The sequence below is a fragment of the Nanhaiella sioensis genome (assembly GCF_046557775.1).
GTDB classification, from domain to species: Bacteria; Bacillota; Bacilli; order Bacillales; family SM2101; genus Nanhaiella; species Nanhaiella sioensis.
In genome coordinates this window covers 4552433-4570618 of the sequence record NZ_JBKAEG010000001.1, presented here as the reverse complement: position 1 = coordinate 4570618, position 18186 = coordinate 4552433, and the positions used below count along the sequence as shown (strand labels likewise).

14 protein-coding genes and 1 other RNA gene are annotated in these 18186 nt (G+C 34.8%); 5 read left to right on the top strand and 10 right to left on the bottom strand.

Going from position 1 to position 18186, the window contains the following annotated elements; all coding sequences use genetic code 11:
• Window positions 1-632: 632 nt before the first annotated feature.
• From V1503_RS21615 to V1503_RS21600, 4 genes are all read left to right on the top strand, one after another.
• Window positions 633-1088, top strand: coding sequence for a chemotaxis protein CheX (locus tag V1503_RS21615; protein WP_214481229.1), 456 nt, complete (start codon window positions 633-635; stop codon window positions 1086-1088).
• A 498-nt stretch (window positions 1089-1586) separates the two neighbouring features.
• Window positions 1587-1733 (top strand): cytochrome c oxidase subunit 2A, encoded by a 147-nt coding sequence (locus tag V1503_RS21610; protein WP_214481230.1) that lies wholly within the window; start codon window positions 1587-1589, stop codon window positions 1731-1733.
• An 18-nt stretch (window positions 1734-1751) separates the two neighbouring features.
• Window positions 1752-2222: a cytochrome c oxidase subunit II gene (locus V1503_RS21605; protein WP_214481231.1), complete on the top strand. Its 471-nt coding sequence runs from the start codon at window positions 1752-1754 to the stop codon at window positions 2220-2222.
• Entirely contained in the window at window positions 2222-3871 is a 1650-nt protein-coding gene (locus V1503_RS21600; protein WP_320259454.1) for a b(o/a)3-type cytochrome-c oxidase subunit 1, read from the top strand. The genes V1503_RS21605 and V1503_RS21600 overlap by 1 nt, the downstream gene beginning before the upstream one ends.
• Window positions 3872-4010: 139 nt before the next feature.
• Here the strand turns inward: V1503_RS21600 and V1503_RS21595 are convergent, their stop codons facing one another.
• From V1503_RS21595 to V1503_RS21555, 9 genes are all read right to left on the bottom strand, one after another.
• On the bottom strand, window positions 4011-5531 hold the full coding sequence (locus tag V1503_RS21595) for a carboxypeptidase M32 (RefSeq protein ID WP_410629115.1): 1521 nt from the start codon (window positions 5529-5531) through the stop codon (window positions 4011-4013).
• An 83-nt stretch (window positions 5532-5614) separates the two neighbouring features.
• The gene (locus V1503_RS21590; RefSeq protein WP_410629114.1) at window positions 5615-7549 is read right to left on the bottom strand and encodes an ATP-dependent DNA helicase; all 1935 of its coding nucleotides are present in this window, start codon (window positions 7547-7549) and stop codon (window positions 5615-5617) included.
• A 156-nt stretch (window positions 7550-7705) separates the two neighbouring features.
• Entirely contained in the window at window positions 7706-8845 is a 1140-nt protein-coding gene (locus V1503_RS21585) for a THUMP domain-containing class I SAM-dependent RNA methyltransferase (protein ID WP_410629113.1), read from the bottom strand.
• Window positions 8846-9223: 378 nt separating this feature from the next.
• Window positions 9224-9613, bottom strand: an RNA gene (gene rnpB / locus V1503_RS21580) — RNase P RNA component class B.
• Between the two features lie 68 nt (window positions 9614-9681).
• Window positions 9682-9975: a cell division regulator GpsB gene (gene gpsB, locus V1503_RS21575; protein ID WP_214481411.1), complete on the bottom strand. Its 294-nt coding sequence runs from the start codon at window positions 9973-9975 to the stop codon at window positions 9682-9684.
• Between the two features lie 149 nt (window positions 9976-10124).
• Window positions 10125-10694 carry an SLOG family protein gene (locus V1503_RS21570; protein ID WP_410629494.1) on the bottom strand — a complete coding sequence of 190 codons (570 nt, stop codon included), beginning with the start codon at window positions 10692-10694 and terminating at the stop codon, window positions 10125-10127.
• 326 nt (window positions 10695-11020) lie between these two features.
• A complete protein-coding gene (locus V1503_RS21565; RefSeq protein ID WP_214481236.1) occupies window positions 11021-11230 on the bottom strand; it encodes a CotD family spore coat protein in 210 nt (69 codons plus the stop codon).
• A 610-nt stretch (window positions 11231-11840) separates the two neighbouring features.
• Window positions 11841-13076: a ribonuclease H-like domain-containing protein gene (locus tag V1503_RS21560; protein ID WP_410629112.1), complete on the bottom strand. Its 1236-nt coding sequence runs from the start codon at window positions 13074-13076 to the stop codon at window positions 11841-11843.
• 296 nt (window positions 13077-13372) lie between these two features.
• A complete protein-coding gene (locus tag V1503_RS21555) occupies window positions 13373-15619 on the bottom strand; it encodes a DEAD/DEAH box helicase (RefSeq protein ID WP_410629111.1) in 2247 nt (748 codons plus the stop codon).
• A 139-nt stretch (window positions 15620-15758) separates the two neighbouring features.
• On the opposite strand from V1503_RS21555, the gene V1503_RS21550 reads away from it, so the two are divergent.
• Entirely contained in the window at window positions 15759-16451 is a 693-nt protein-coding gene (locus V1503_RS21550) for a Crp/Fnr family transcriptional regulator (protein WP_214481237.1), read from the top strand.
• Window positions 16452-16718: 267 nt separating this feature from the next.
• On the opposite strand, the gene hcp is transcribed toward V1503_RS21550, so the two are convergent.
• Window positions 16719-18014 (bottom strand): hydroxylamine reductase, encoded by a 1296-nt coding sequence (hcp, locus tag V1503_RS21545; protein WP_410629110.1) that lies wholly within the window; start codon window positions 18012-18014, stop codon window positions 16719-16721.
• Window positions 18015-18186: the final 172 nt, after the last annotated feature.

Below are 18186 nucleotides of genomic sequence, written 5' to 3'. Positions count from 1 at the left end.
CCTAGTTGACGATTTATAAGCTTGACTCCTAAGATTCAATAACTAATTTTCTTTCTTAGCTTAGTTTCGTAGCATCTTTTCTTCAATATCATAATGAAAACCAAATAAGACTTCTATAGTAATTTTGTATAAAAAGCAGCATAGTTTGCGAAAGGTTCTCAAATAACAAGCACCTTGAGCATTACATATCTAGTTATTTAAAAAACACAAACATGTAATGTCTGAAAAAACAGATAAACATCGTTCATAATTTGTTGCTATTTTTACAAAAATACAACATATAAAGGAAGGCATTGGACAAAATCAACGGATTGTTCTATCAAGCTATGTAACTCTAATTAAATGTGAGTATAACGATAACTTTAAATAAAACGGAAGACCATTGTGAAGAGTTTCAAATAAAAAGGACTTCCCCTGTTTGGAGAAGTCGAACGTTTTAAAGGAGTTGTTGTTGTGCATTATTATTATAAATCTAATAATCATTACGTTCAGCACACAATTATTGGAATTGCACTATAAAATCTATTAAATCTATTAAATTCATTACACAAAACAATATTATGAGGTAAAATAGTAATGGGTATATTTTACCCAATTACAATCCCTGAAATAAAGATGGAGGTGAATTCAGTTTGGCCACATTAAGTTCAAAAGTAACAGGTGTTTTAAACAGCACTATTCATGTAGTTAAAACCGTAGTACCAATAGATGTAACAATTGATAAACCAGCGTTATTCACTCAACCGTTACTGCAATCCTCAATGGGCGTGTTAATTGGTATAACTGGGGATATAAGAGGAAGGTTAATAATAGAGGGAAACCCAACTGTATTTGGTGGAGTTGGTGAAATCATGTTCGGTATGCCTCTTGAGGGAGAAATGCTTGAATCATTTACAGGAGAGTTTGGTAATATGATTGCAGGTAATTTGTCTACACAACTTTCTCAACAAGGGATCAATATTGATATTACACCTCCTACAGTGTTAGTTGGTCAAACAAAAATCTACGGCTTTGAAAAAGCCTTTAGAGTTCCCATTCAAGTGGAAGCAATGGGAGAAATGCAAATCATTTTAATGATTGAAATGTAATCAAATACAAAACCAAGCAAAACAATCGACAATTAGTCGGTTGTTTTCTGCTTTTAATTGCTTGTTTTCGTATTAATTGGTGTTATTCGTTCTAAGATATAAGCACATATAAATCAGTTGTGATGGCATCTTTACTATTTTATCATTGCTGAACTTTAATAAAACTCATCCCTCTGTCCATTTTTAGTAAAAGTAGGAACAAAGTATACGAAGAGGGCATTTTAATGTCACTTCCAGACCTGTAACTATCACCTTATGACAAAAGTCACAAGCATACAACTCAAATCTATTTAACTATTTCACATTTTTTTCACAAATTGTTTTTATTTTTTGTGATATTTATCACTGATAAATTAATTTATCACTATTATCATAGTGTTTATATTACATATGAACAATTTGTGAAAACCTAATAACTGTATGGATTTTACACATTAGTCTAGTAAGATAATAGTGTAATAATAGGAAATTTGTTCAATAGCGAAGGGAGTGAGAGAGATGCCGAAAACTGAGCTTCAAAATCAAAAAACTAAAATAGAAAGTGAGCCTTCATTAAAAGGAGCGTTAGCTTCAGTAATGTTGTTGGGTTTCTTTCTAATCATTACTTGGTTGGGAGTTTATTTTTTATTTGTAGACCGCTTATAGAAGGAGGGGAATTAGTCGATGCACATGCACAAGTTTGAAAAAATATGGTTGTTATTTGGAGTTGGAACTCTACTTGTCTTCTTAACTGTTATAGGTATTAGCGCATTTTATTTAGGAAACCAACCTCCTAGTTGTTTAACAACAATTGATCCAGAAAAGGTTGACCAAACAGCACCATTTGATAATCCAGGGTTAGTACAAATCGGTGACAATGAATATCAATTAACATTTGTTGCTTCTGCATTTAGTTACTCTCCAACAAAAGTACAAGTACCAAAGGGTGCGAAAGTAAAAATCGTTGCTACAACGAAAGATGTTATTCACGGCTTTGAAATAGCAGGTACAAATGCAAATATGATGCTTGAACCTGGGTACATAAGCGAAGTAACAACTACGTTTGATGAAGTTGGAGAGTATTTAGTTTTATGTAATGAATATTGTGGAATAGGTCATACTAGTATGACTGCAACAATCGAGGTGGTTGAATAATGAGTATTGTTGAAGCGAAAGTTGATCGACGCGATGGAAAATTGGCAATGGCACATATTTATGTCGCATTTATTGCACTAGCACTCGGAGGATTAGCAGGATTATTACAAACACTTGTTCGTTCAGGGAAATTTACTCTCCCTTCATGGCTTGGCTATTATCAAATTTTAACTGTACACGGCGTATTACTTGGTCTTGTTTTAACTACATTCTTCATTATCGGCTTTCAATTTGCCAGCCTAAGTAGAACAGCAGGTGCATTATCCAATAAGGTTCGCTTGACTGGTTGGATCGGGTTTTGGATGATGACCATTGGTACGGCAATTGCCGCAGTATTTATTTTATTGAATGAAGCATCAGTACTTTATACATTCTACGCTCCTTTAAAAGCACATCCAGGTTTTTACATAGGCTTAACTTTGGTTGTTGTTGGTAGCTGGGTAGCTGGATTTGCTATGTTTGCACATTACAGAAAGTGGCGTAAACAACATCCAGGTGAGATTAGTCCACTATTAAGCTTTATGTCTATCGTTAATATGATATTGTGGTTAGTAGCAACACTAGGCTTAGCTGCTACTGTCCTAGTTCAATTTATTCCATGGTCATTAGGTATTGTTGAAACGATTGATGTGTTAGTTAGTCGTACATTATTCTGGTATTTTGGTCATCCACTTGTATATTTCTGGCTGTTACCAGCATACATGATTTGGTATGTTGTTATTCCTAAAGTATTGGGGACTAAAATATTCTCAGATGCTCTAGCTAGAATGTCATTTATTTTATTCTTACTATTCTCTATCCCTGTTGGATTTCACCATCAATTAACAGAGCCAGGAATTGATCCAGCGTGGAAGTTTTTACAAGTCATTTTAACTTTCTTAGTTGTTATACCATCTTTAATGACGGCTTTCTCAATGTTTGCAACGTTCGAATTGTATGGTCGCTCAAAAGGTGCAACTGGGTTATTCGGCTGGGTTAAGAAGCTACCTTGGAAAGATGCACGCTTTTTTGCACCGTTTATAGGAATGTTATTCTTCATTCCAGCTGGTGCAGGTGGTTTAATTAACGCAAGTAACCAATTAAATCAAGTTGTCCATAACACCATTTGGGTAACAGGTCATTTCCATTTAACATTAGCAACAACTGTTTTACTTACGTTCTTTGGTGCAGCCTATTGGTTAATCCCACACATTACAGGGCGTGTAATGACGAAGGCTATGAACAAACTAGCAATCATTCAAACCATTGTATGGGCTATCGGGATGACATTTATGTCAGGAGCAATGCATGCTGCTGGGCTACTAGGTGCTCCACGTCGTTCCGATTATTCAACATACGGCGGCTCAGAACAAGCACTGGAATGGATTCCTTATCAAATCGCGCAAGCAATTGGCGGTTCTATCTTATTCATCGGTATCATCTTAGTACTAATTATTATTACTAATTTAGCATTTTTTGCACCAAAAGGTGAAACTGAATTCCCAGTTGCAGAGGTTACAGAGCATGCCGAAAAAACACCTATGGTTCTTGAAAACTGGAAACTATGGATTGGAATTACTATTTTGTTAATATTATTTGCATATACAATTCCGTTCATAGACATGATTCAAAATGCACCAGTCGGTTCAAAAGGTTATAGATTATGGTAAAAATGTAACAACAAGCGCCTTGTGAAGTCGTGTTAATATACTTCACAAGGCGCTTATTATATGTCTTTTATTTATTACAAAAGCCTCCTTTGTAAAATGACAAAGGAGGCTTTGCTATCTTTCATTTGCTAAACTAACATTAGCTGTTAATTTGATAGACTCTACGGTACTTCTCTTCTAAATACTCGATCAAATGATTTGCATTTAATCCTTCACCTGTTACATCTTGTAGGATTTCAAGTGGTTTTTTCAGTTTACCAAATTGATGTACATGCTCTGTGAGCCATTCGCGAACTGGCTCTAATTCCCCTTTTTCCATTAACTCATCAAAATTCGGAATATCTACAAGCATCGCTTTATTTAGTTGGGCTGCATACATATACCCTAATGCGTATGAAGGAAAATATCCAAACATTCCACCTGCCCAATGCACATCCTGTAGCACTCCTTCCGCATCATTAGAAGGGCGTACACCTAAATATTCCTCATATTTATTATTCCAAACTTCTGGTAAGTCTTTCACTTCAATTTCTCCGTTAAATAATCCTTTTTCAATCTCATATCGAATCATAATATGTAACGGATAAGTTAATTCGTCTGCTTCGATTCGGATTAATGAAGGCTTTGATTCATTAATAGCTTTATAGAAATCATCTAACTCTATAGAATCAAACTGACCATTTGTATGATCTTTTAATAAATCATAATTCTTTTTCCAGTAAGAATAATTGCGTCCTACAAAATTTTCGTAAAACAGTGATTGTGATTCATGAATGCCCATTGATGTACCTGAACATAAAGGAGTGCCTGTTAAGTCAGTTGAAATATTTTGCTCATATAATGCATGACCACACTCGTGAATTGTTCCAAAAACCGCAGTTCGGAAATCCTTTTCATCATATTTTGTCGTGATGCGTACATCTCCTGGGTTTAAGCCTGTCGCAAATGGGTGTACTGTTTCGTCTAATCTACCAGCTTCAAAATCATAGCCCAATTGCTCTAGAATTGCTAAACTAAATTCACGTTGTTTACCTTTAGGAAAGTGTTCAAACAGGAAGCTCGTTTCAGGCTGTTCTGCTCCAGCAATTTCTTTTACTAATGGGACAATTCGCTCACGGGCTTCATGAAAGACCTTATCTAAAATGTCCACAGTCATACCTGGCTCATAATCGTCAAGTAGAACATCATATTTGTTATCTTTATAACCCCAGTATTCAATAAACCGCTTGTTAAAGTCGACTAATTTTTCTAGGTAAGGCTGGAACATTGAAAAGTCTGATGCTGCCTTTGCTTCCTCCCACACAGACTCAGCTTTTGATTGAAGAATGACAAACTCCTTATACTCTTCAGCAGGAATTTTTTTATTCTTATCATAATGTTTTTTACATTCTTTAAGAGTTTTGATCGTTTTTTCAGATAGCTGCTCTTTAACACCTTGTGACGAGAGCTTCGCAATATATGAAGCCATTTCTTCAGAAGTAGTCATTGCAAAGATTTCAGATGATAAAGTTCCAATTACCTCAGAACGTTGAGCCACACCTTTTTTCGGAGCGCCTGTGCGTAGGTCCCAATGCATTAATCCAACAGCTTCATTATAGCCAATTATTTTTTTTACATAATCTAAAAATTGTTGTTCTAATTTTAATATATCTTGATTCATGTTGTTCCTCCTTAAACAGTTTTCATTTACTATAATTCTATACAATTATAATAAATCCTTCTAAATCTTACATTTAAATATTCTTAAGATTTTGTAACATTTGTAGGAAGATTTGTTTCTACCTTTGTGATTAATTCTTTATCAATATCACTTGTACAAAAAATTGTCACAACACCCTTATCATGATGAGAACGAACTAAACGTCCAACCCCTTGACGCAGTCGAAGCATCATATAAGGAACATCAATTGACCAAAACGGATCCGCAGATGCTTTACGTTTTGCATTAAATACAGGGTCATTTGGTGGATATGGCAAAGACCAAATAATAAGATTAGACAAAGCTGGGCCAGGTATATCTAAACCTTCCCAAAGATGCTGCGCACAAAGTATAGTATGTTCTTCATTTTGGAATATTGAAACTAGTTCACTAATCTCTCTATCTCCCTCAAATAAAAATGAAAATTCCGTTTGCTCACTACAGTGTTCTTTGAATAACTGTAAATCATGTTTACTATTAAATAATAATAACGCTCTTCCATTCGTTTTCTCTAATTCTTTCAGTGTATACGTAAACTTCTGCTGAAATAAGTTGTCATTAGCTGTTAGGATTGGCATCTTTATCTTCATTTGTTCATCGTAATCAAATGGCGATTCCACTGAAAACGATAAATAATCACGAATACCTAAGCTAGCTGTAACATACTCAAAAGATTGGTTATTTGAAAGTGTTGCAGAGCTAAACACAAACGGAATGTTGTTTGAGAAAACTTTTTCCTCTAGTACATTCTCTACCGATTTTGGCATAATCACAACAGTTGTTTCATCATCGTTTGCTTCAATCCATGTTATAGCCTCATCATTTTCAACCATTAGCTGCAAAGAATATTGCACTTGATCAATATATTCATCAACAATATTCAATTGATACTCTTCAATCGTATATGTTTCACTTTCGAAAACTAGTGCATCTCCAATGGCAATTAACTTTTCGTTTAATTGTTTAGCATAATTAATAATAGAGCCGGATAAAGCAAGGTTCATTCGATGAGACCCTTGTACTGGAACAGCTTGCTCCACTATTGAATCAAAAAATAACTGATTTGTTTCAATCGTCTCTTCTATTAACAATGCAAGCTCTTCTCTTATCTCATTTTCAAGCAGTCGAGTTAATAATCCTTCTAATAATGTTGCTTTTATTTTATAGGTCAACGCCTTTTGTGCCGCAATTTCTAACAGATGCCCTTCGTCAAAAACTACGCTGCTATATTCAGGGAGTAACGGCAATTGCCCTTCTCTCTTACGTGATTCTTTCGTCCAGACATGTTCCATATAAAAGTCATGTGAACAAATAATTAAATCTGTAGCCTTGCGATAATGATCTCTAGACAAAATTTGTCCACATCGATGTCGCTTCTCACAACTTGAGCAATCTTGAAATACATCCCATGAAATCATGTTCCATTCCTCATCAGACAACAGAGGATATTGTTTTCGATCCCCATAAGGTGTAAATTGTTGTAGTGCTGCATGATTATTCACGAATTTCGGTAGAGAATCATAAACATCATTAATATTGTCATGTTCTGAAAAAGTCATTGCATCATCTAGTTTGTTCAAACACAAATATTGATCAGGGGATTTTGCCAGTCTGACATCAATATTCATATTTAATAGTTTTCGAAGTTTTGCAATGTCTCCTTCCTTTTTAACAAGCTGTTCAATTAATGACTCATCAGCACAGCTAATAATTGCGGGTTTACCTGTATACCTTGCGTAACACAATGCATATAATAAATATACAATTGTCTTTCCTGTTCCAACCCCAGCCTCAGCTAATATTATCTTCTTTTCCTTAAATGCACGTTCAAGCTGAAATGCCATGAAAATCTGTTCATCTCTAAGCTCTAAACCTGCTTCGGGTAGTATGTCATAAAACACATCGCCAATCCATTCATTTAATTTATCAAAAAAGTTATCATTCGTTAATACTTGAAAAGGTAGTCGTTCACGAATCATTAATTATATTCCTCCGATATTAAATGTTACAACGATAATGATATTTTAATGAATAATATGCACCGGGTAATGATGCACGTAAAAATTACTCACCTATCATCACCATTTATAGATTTTTCATCTTTTCTCATAGAAGGAGAACACTGTCATTCGTTATTATTTTCTTGGAGATTTAGTTCCCCAATATTGATAATAGTCAGTTCTAATAAAACCGTTAAATAATTTTCTCTTTTTAGTAGCTTTCTTCCCGTATAATTTTTCAAAGTCCGGATGGGAAGTAACGATATACTTTGACCAAGTATCGAGGTCACCAAATACTTTACCTATGTCTTTGTACATTTGCTCCACTGCTTGTTTTTCACCTATCCGCTCACCATAGGGTGGGTTACCAACGATAACACCATATTGATCCTTAGTCGTAAAATCTCTCACCTGCATTTGTTTAAATGTTATAAGGTCCCCAAGTCCAGCTTCTTCAGCATTTTCATTAGATATAGTAATCATTCTATGATCTATATCATGACCAAATATTTGCAGTGGTTGGTCGTAATTTGCCCTGTCCTCTACCTCTTGACGTGCATCATCCCAAGTGCTTTTACCAATCCAATCCCATTGCTCAGAAACAAAGTCTCTATTGAAACCAGGAGCAATATTTTGCCCGATCAATGCAGCCTCTATTGGTATAGTACCAGAGCCACAAACTGGGTCTACAAACGGTTTATTAGGCTCCCAGTTCGTAAGCAGCACTAACGCGGCTGCTAAAGTTTCTTTCAGCGGAGCATCACCTTGTCCAACGCGATATCCACGTTTATGTAATCCAGAACCACTCGTGTCAATTGTTAGCGTTGCGATATCTTTGTGAATAGCAATTTCTACTTTATATAACGGTCCAGTTTCTGCTAACCAGCCAGCAGATCGATAATGTTCCTTCAAGTTTTCAACTATGGCTTTTTTCACGATACTTTGACAATCAGAAACACTAAACAACTTTGATTTAACAGATTTCCCACTTACAGGAAATTCGCCATCTTCAGGTATAAAGTTGCTCCACTTTAAAGCTTTAGTCCCTTCAAATAAGTCTTCAAAAGATGTCGCTTTGAACTCACCAACTTTTATTTTAATTCTATCAGCGGTACGTAGCCATAAGTTTGATCTACATATAGCCTTTTCGTCACCTTGAAAAATGACTTTACCGTTTTCTACTGTACATTCGTAGCCAAGACTACGTACTTCCTTTGCAACGATAGCTTCTAAACCCATTGCAGCGGTTGCAATAAGTGTATAAGTATTGTTCATGTCATCACCCTATTTTCTAGAATTACTCGCTTAGTTCAATTTAAAATCAATTTATCACTTAGCCCTTCCAACAGCTAAGTTATTTACGATGGTATAATCAACCTACTGGATGAACAGTTTTTAAATAACTCTTATTGATCATTTCCAAATTTCCTCATTATCATAACATCTACTTAAGCTCTATACGCAAACTTTGTTGCTATTTTTTAAAAATTTATCGTACTATGAAATACTCAATGCTGGTATACATTAATTTTTTTTTTAGATCTGCAACAGCATACGGAACTACTTATTCTTTAAGGTCATCCACATAACAAAAGCTCTCCATGTTAGGAGAGCTGTTAAGTCTAATCTAATTAACTCAGTTCATTAATAACGTTCTGTAAGCCATGTTTTGTTCCTTGTACTACAAACGGCCAACGCCTCGTACCAAGGTGGTAATCATCTATCTACAGGTAAATTTCCTTACCTGTCCTTCTTCTCGTTCATTTTCTCAAAGAAGGTGCCCCTACCATAATTTGGGTTTCTCGCTCGTGGGGTTTACCTCGTTCCACTCTTGCAATTTCTTGCAAGATTTCGTCACTGTGGCACTTTAAAGGTATTCTAACCATATCTAGGAAGACTTAGGTTATTTCCCTGCCGTTAGTTAGTATTACACTAACTACCCTAGCTTATTTATTCACTAGGCACGAACACTACGAGCATCTCAGCTCGTGCGAGCATGGACTTTCCTCTACACATGAACATGTGCAGCGATTACCCGAACGTTATTAACGTGTAACATTAATTATAGTAAATAACATAGTAAATAGCAATAGTTTTTATATGGTAATCATTTACTCGTATAATTTACTACCGAACACATGCTTTTCAAGACTCGATAATCTTTGTAAAATATCAAAATTTGTATTTCCAGTCGGTACACTTTGTTTTTTAGATGTATCATCTACTTGACGTTTCAAGCGCAAATTTTCTTGTTGTAGTTCTTCAATAATTTGATGAAATGATTCATAATCTTTAATGATGAAGTCTAAAAATTTATCTACGTCTTCTTGTTTATAGCCTCTCATCGCTGTTTTAAATTCTTTTTCCAAAATTTCTTTAGCATTTAGTTTAATTCGTTCTAACATCGTTTTCACCTCTACATAATTCCCCATTCTTCCACTTCTATTTTTTCAAATGAAAGAGCAATTGTCAATTTGTCTTTTGCATATGTTGTTTCGTATTAGTATTTTTTTGTCCTAATAAATTAACACGGACCTCAATTAGCATTCTACCCCTAAAATTCCTCATTCCAAGGATTATTCATTAATGATTCTTCTTCAGCAACTAAGTGAAGATCATCAAAATTTATAATAATTATATCATAATTGTCCGTATCTCTTCTATTTTTTGCAACATTAAGCAAATATGTAGGACTTCCTTGCTTATCTTCATCAAATACAGCGAGTAATGCATCACTTTTATTTACCAAAAAAAGGTTTTTCTGACGGAATTGGCTTGGATTTTCATATGATCGGTTCGAAATACTTTCAACAAAGTCCGCTTGAGATAAAATTAATTCGTAATATTCTTTATTTGCTTCATTCCAATTCACATCTTGCTCAAGAAATGGTGTAAGAATTGCAAGCTTAAGGTGTGGATAGTCTTCCTGCAAAGCATACACTGTCTCTGCAGCCCATAGTTCAACACCGAGCTGACCACTGATTAATACCCATTCAAGTCCATTATCAAGAAGTGAAACTAAACGACTTTTAAGTGCTTTCTTTATAAAATTTACCGCAGGATGATCATTAGAAAAAATCCCAATTTCATAGGGCTTATATCCTGAAACGACTAAGACTTTGATCAAAATTCATTCTCCTTTAGGAAAAACATCATTTCTATGATCACTTAATAATGAGACTAGGAATGACGGCCTGCTAAAATAGCCCCATATTGCTATGGCTCTAAAAAGCTGCTGTTAGGCTTTTATTCAAACTTTAATTTTATTCATACAATATTGACAACAAAACGACGCTATTAGCATATGTATCGTGTTATAGAAAAAGATACAACGAGTTATATAGTATTTATTTTTACGTAGGACTATGAGCAGATAATGATCTAACATCATCGACCTTTAAAAATAGGGACGGTATAGCACCGTCCCTATAATTTACTCTATTCAAATTCTTATCTTCCACAATTAAATTGTTGATTAGAAACTTCATTGACTACAGACTCTGTTTGTGGATAATAATGTTGATGCTGATACAATACATGATTTACATGCTGTACGTGACTAGGATGAATGTGCGGGACAATAAATGTGCAATAGTGATGTTGGACACAGCATTTTGTTGGATGAACAATCGGTGGCTGTACAATTGGTCTAGGTTGCATCTCCTTATCTCCTTTCATATGCATATGTTACAATAACAGCCTATGAAAAAATGGGTAAACATGTACTAATGAATACACCTAATTTAACCACTATATTTTAAAAAGATTTAACTTTCTAAAACGCCCACATTACACATGATCATATGCTTTTGGTATATGTATATCCTTCTTTAGCCAAAATTAGCAGTAAGTCACAGTAGACTTGTTTTAAAATTGCTCATAATAATGACTGTTAAGCATATTACAACAAAAAATAAATAAACGATTTTCTTATACATGATCCATATTCTCTCCATTATGTATTTTAAAGCTCTATGTTGTCTTTAGGCTCAGCTCTATTCAAACTTTATTGCCATATGAAACAGCTTCATCAGTTGCAGTTTTGCTTGTTAACAATTATAAGTGAATAGAGCATAGAGCGTGTAGTTTTATTAATGAATATTTTATCATGTTTTAATATGAACACAACAGTCTTAAGTAAGGTGAGTATTTCCCTAGATCAATAGCTACGACACAAGTTTATTATACAATGAATTTGTTGTCGATTTGTTTTATTTATAATGCCGAATAAACTCTCTTTTTGCGCTTTCCACGGAAATAAATAGGGTCGTTATTTCCCCTTCTTTTCCAGCCTGCTAATACGCTTTAGTAATTCAGCTTTCTTGTTTTTTTTATACTCGTCCTTGTCACTAGTGATGTTATAGGCAAGCCTCGCATATTCTAATGCTATGTCAATTTCTTTAAATTGATGCTCATACACTTTTGCTAATTCAACAGCAGCTTGTATTTGTAACGACATATCATTTGATTCGACTAGCTGTTTCCACAAGTCGATTGCTTTTATTACATTCTTTTCTCTTTTATATATCATGGCTAAATTGAACTTAGCTTTATCAGAATGCTCATCTTCACTAGTAGCAATGGCTTTATATTTATGACTAGCGCTTTGCTTTTCCCCAAGAGTATCTAACCAACGGGCAATTTCAAACTGTTCGTTGGGGTTTTTCAAATTGTAATTAGCTAATAATTTTTTTGAGAGGTGTATATATAATGAGATTAAAGAAAGGACATCTGTTTCATTATGGCGTAGCACAGAGAAAATCCCTGTTGGGTTTTTATTTTGCAAAAAATCAAAGTACAGCAAAGGTGCTAAATATCCAGGAGTATCTTTCCCTCGGTTAATCACAAGCTTTTCTTTTTCCACTGTAGTTAACCTTACGTTCTCCAATTCATTCTTCCACAACCTTCGAGATGCATGAAATAAATCAAAATGGCCGAACTCTGGTAATTTAGGTACAGACTCCTTAATTAATGTATGTCGTGTCTTCACCTGTGGCCAATCAAACGCTTTACCGTTATATGTTACTAATGTAGTATAATCTACATTTGTAAGAAAGCTTTGATAAAGAGCTACTTCATTTCCAGGAGCAGGCAAAAAATGTTGTCTTATTTTTACCTCGTCCTGAAACACTCTAGCATATCCTAACAAAAATATCGTATTTCCTACTCCACCACCTAATCCAGTTGTTTCAGTATCAAAAAAGAACAAATCATGTGGTTGCTTATTTTTTGCTGAAAGAGGGTGTTGAATGTGATGACTTTGCCACATCTCAATTACCTCATGGAGCTCAGCAAACGAGTGTTGACCATGTTTATACCCTATTGGATATGAAACTTCTCTGATAAGACAGTGTTGATCATCAAAAAAATATGGATTTGCCGAAAAAGAAGTCCATTGTTCAAGAAATGGTATAGTATGATCGTCTGTCTTTGAACATTGGCTATTCTTCTCACTTTCGTTGACAAGGTGTTTCTTATATAAATTAAGTTTGTTTTTAATAGACATAAATAATACTACTTGTAACAACGTAAACAAATGAATGACCATTTGATTTATGTTATCACCGTATGTTCACCTGCCTCATATCTAATACGAACATAGCCATGAATGCTCTAGAAGTCACATGTCAAATAAATAGCTTAAGCTGTTTTGGCATTGATTGTCGCTGTTCGTTCTAAGCATTAGCACGTTTTCACCTCGTGTTCGTGGGAGCTTTTCTACTATTGCGATTATTGAGCTCTATTAAAGCTCATTTAACAGTCATAGTAACATAGCAATAAAGTTTACGTAAGAGTAATAGGTTAAAATTGTTCTAGCATGTTAAGCACCGCTCTCTTGCGGTCGTTACCCCCTATTTCGCTACCAATACAGGATGGACAACCTTCCTCACAAGGACAACGTAATATTAGGTTTCTCGATGCTTTAATGATTAAGTCCTGACTTTTATAGACCTCTTCTGCTAATCCTATTCCCCCTGGGTAATGATCACAAATAAAGATTGTTGGTTTTCCTGTCTGTGTGGCTTTAATTTGTGATACTACATGGAGATCATTACGATCACACATGACGTGGATAGGTATAATATGGCTAAATACATTTCTAATCCCAAGTAAAATTTGCTCCAACGCTTTTTCATCTTCGTTATTTTCAACTTTTTGGATTTCAAGCCATGTAGCACTCGTATGTAATTCTTCTTCGGGTAAATGAATTGGGCCAGAGCCTACATTCTCAAATGAAGACAATTTAATTTTCTTAAATATCGTAGGTCGAGCATTAATTGTTACATCTCCATAATTCATTGTAGTTGTTTTTCTATTCTTTGTTTGATCTATTTCCAATACTTTTAATTGTATAGCTAAATTAGCGTCAGTGTAATATTCTACATCCACTTTCTTTACGTACGCTTTCTTATGTTCCCAGTCTAGTTTTTCTACCTGATGCTGGATCCCTTCATGTATATAAATCGCTTCGTCATGTAAAAGAGTCATAGCGCTAAAACGATCCATTTCGCCAATGATTTTAACATTGGCAATATTTGATTGATCGATAATAACGACATTCTCTTGTGATGCCGACCTCAGACTAATATTGCTTGCTGGAAAGGATTGATTCGCCCAATAAAATTTCTCACCATTACGATACAACACGCTTTCATCGACTAAATATTCCATTATTTCCACCACATCTTGTTTCCCAAATTGTTCATTCTCTCTAAAGGGTAATTCATAAGCTGCACATTTTAGATGGTCAACTAGTATAATTAAATTTTCTGGATTGATTCTTGCAGATTCTGGTGATTTTTCAAAGAAGTAGTTTGGGTTGTTCACAATATATTGATCAATTGGAGTAGAGTTAGCTACCATAATAATAAGTGCTTCACTGTGACGACGACCTGCACGTCCAGCTTGCTGCCACGTACTTGCAATACTTCCAGGATATCCTGTCATGACACACACTTGTAACTGCCCAATATCGACCCCCAATTCCAAAGCATTCGTACTCACTACACCCATTATGTTCCCATTGCGTAGACCTTGCTCAATTTCTCTTCGTTGCTTCGGTAAATAACCGCCTCTATATCCTCTAATAGATTTTGAACCGAGTTCTTTTTGTACTAGTTGTTGGATATGACTTAATAAAATCTCAACACGTACTCTACTTCTTGCAAAAACAATTGTTTGAATATGATTTTTTAAAAATCTTTGTGCAAGATCATTGACTTCAACCGTTGCACTTTTTCTAATGTTTAAAGGTTTATTTACAACAGGCGGATTATAAAAAACAAAATGCTTCCTGCCACTAGGTGCACCGTTGTCATCAATTAAGGTCATTGTGCTTTCTGTTAACCTTTCAGCTAATTCCTTAGGATTTGCTATAGTCGCTGAAGTACAAATAAAGATCGGATCACTACCATAAAAACTGCAAATTCTTTTAAGCCTGCGTATGACATTCGCGACATGACTTCCAAACACACCGCGATATGTGTGTAATTCATCAATTACGATATATTTTAAGTTTTCAAAGAGACTAACCCATTTTGTATGATGAGGAAGTATAGCTGAATGTAACATGTCAGGGTTGGTGATGACAATATGTCCAGCTTTTTTTACTTTTTGTCTAATCGTCGGAGAGGTGTCACCATCATAAGTAAAACTTTTTATATCAATCCCCATTTCTGAAATGATCTCATTTAATTCACTCTTTTGATCTTGCGCTAACGCTTTAGTAGGGAAAATATATAATGCGCGGTTCATTTCATCTTGTGCAACAGCTTGAAGAACTGGAAGATTATAGCATAATGTCTTTCCAGATGCAGTTGGGGTCACCGTTACAATATTCTGTCCATCTTGAACTGCTTCATATGCCGTACATTGATGTGTATATAATGAGTTTACACCCCTATTATGTAAAGCTGTTTTAATTCTGGAGTCAAGACTGTCAGGTATCCTCATTGTTTTTGCTTTCTCTGGCTCTACCTCATGCCAATGTATAATATTATCATTTACTTTTAGTTCGTCAATAATGTCGGACAGCGACTTTTTATTCACTACCTGTTCACCGCCTATTTTAATTAATATCACATCTATTTTATTGTAACGAATAAACGTTCGCAATGAAAGTTTTTAGTCGCCAAATTATAAAATCTGTTAAAATAAATATAATGAAAATACTGTGGAGTGGAAAGAAATGAATAAACAAACTATTGAAGACGTTTTAAGAAATGTACCTTTATTTAAAGAACTTATAAATACTGAATTAAAGGAAATTGTAAATATTGCAATCACCAGAACGTACCAAAAAGGGACTCATATTTTCATGCATGAAGACCCGTTAGATTATGTGTATTTTATACATACTGGTAAGGTAAAGATATATAAAAATGATATTCAAGGGAAAGAACAGATTGTATCTGTATTAAGTGATGGAGATATGTTTCCACACGTAGGTTTTTTTAGAAAAGGCAATTATCCAGCTTCGTCATTCGCTGTCGAAAGTACTGCTGTTGTAGCAATTTCTATCTCTAATTTTGAACAATTACTTTTACAACATCCAGAAGTTTGTATTAAACTATTTAGAGTGATGGGTGAAAAAATTATCGATTTACAAAAGAGACTTGAAGAACAAATTTTAAATAATACATATGAACAAATCGTTAAGCTGTTATTAAGACTTTCAGAAACTCACGGAACGGAAGTTGATAACCATACTAGAGTGCTGTCGACCCAATTCACCAATAAGGAACTAGCTAATATGATTGGTACGACTAGGGAAACAATAAGTAGAACGATCACAAAGCTTAAAAAACAAGGATATATTACAGTGAATTGCGATGGCAACCTTGTTATTGATGTAAGTAAGTTCGAATCAGAAATCTTGTGAGTTAAAGGCTAAAAGATCTTTTCAAAAGCGATTACGAAATGGACAATAAGGTAAATTTCTATATGAAGTCCAAAACTTTGAAGATAGAAAAACATCCGAATCGCGGTTATATACAAATTTAGCTCTTATACGAAAACAACAATTAATGCAAAGACAACCAAAAAGATGAGTTGCTAGAGCAGCAACTCATTTTTCATGTTCCCAAACTGTTATTACTCAGAGTGAGTGTAAATTGGTCATCCGAAAAAACAAACTTACCTTAGTGAACTAAATGGTTAAGGATAACATTTGTTCCATATCGTCCTGCGCATTATCAATTAATTGGAGGTTGAATGTTTCTTGTAAAACGTTCAGGACTCCCTCAGAAATAAACTCTGGTGGCTTAGGCCCAATGCGAATATCTTTAATGCCTAAACTAAATAAACCAAGTAAAATTGCTACGGCTTTTTGTTCGAACCAAGAAAGAACAATACTGATTGGTAAATCATTTACTTCACATTCAAAAGCATCAGCTAAAGCAAGTGCTATTTTTACCGTTGAGCCTGAATTATTACATTGACCTAAATCAATATAGCGAGGAATTTCTGTCCCTGGTACCGTGCCATAGTCTACATCATTAAAACGAAACTTCCCACAAGATGTAGTTAAGATAACTGTTTCTGGTGGCAAAGATGTAGCTAGCTCTCGGTAGTACTCTCCACCTTTTCCTGGAGCATCGCATCCAGCTATAACAAAAAACCTTTTAATTTTGCCAACCTTAACTGCTTGGATAACTTCAGGTGCCAAGCCTAATACTGTTTCATGATGGAAGCCGGTTACTAATGTTTGTTCTGATTCAATGTTTGCATCTGGTAATTGGAGTGCTCTATTTATTAAAGGAGTGAAATCATCATTCTCTATTTTTTGAACATTTTCCAAGCCAGCTACTTCATATGAATACATTCGATCTGCATACGTGCCCTTAATCGGCATTACACAGTTTGTGGTTGCTAAAATAGCACCAGGAAACTTTTCAAATAATCTACGTTGATCATACCATGCTTTTCCTATATTCCCTTTTAAATGCTGATATTTTTTTAATTCTGGATAACCATGTGCAGGGAGCATTTCTGAGTGAGTATAAATATTTATCCCTTTCCCTTTTGTTTGCTCAAGCAACTCTTGCAAAGCAAATAAATTATGACCAGTTACTACGATACACTTTCCTTCTATTTTATTTTGAGAAACTGTTATTGGCTGGGGTATACCTAAACGTTCAGTATGAGCTTTATCAAGTACGTCCATGATACGAACTGCTGCTTGCCCTACCTTCATTGCCATATCAATATGTTCTTCAACATTAAAATTTGAATTCGTTAACGTCATATAAAGTGCTTCATGAGTCGTTGCATCAACAAATGGATCGGTATATCCAAGTTGATTAGCATGTGTCCGGTATGCAGCGATGCCCTTTAAACCAAATACGATTGTATCTTGTAAGCTTGCGATCGTTTCATCCTTTCCACATACACCAACCACTTTACACCCTCCTGATGGAGTTTGTTCACATTGATAACAAAACATGTCTATCTCCCCTTTAAAAACGGAATTTTCATGTTTTAGCATACATCTTTCGCATACTATCAATTGTGATGTTAATCACTTTTTTGCATAATTTACAAAATGTTCACATTTATACCATTTTATCATTACATGACATGAGATACTTTGTGTGTTTTTTTGTGCCCTTTCCGAA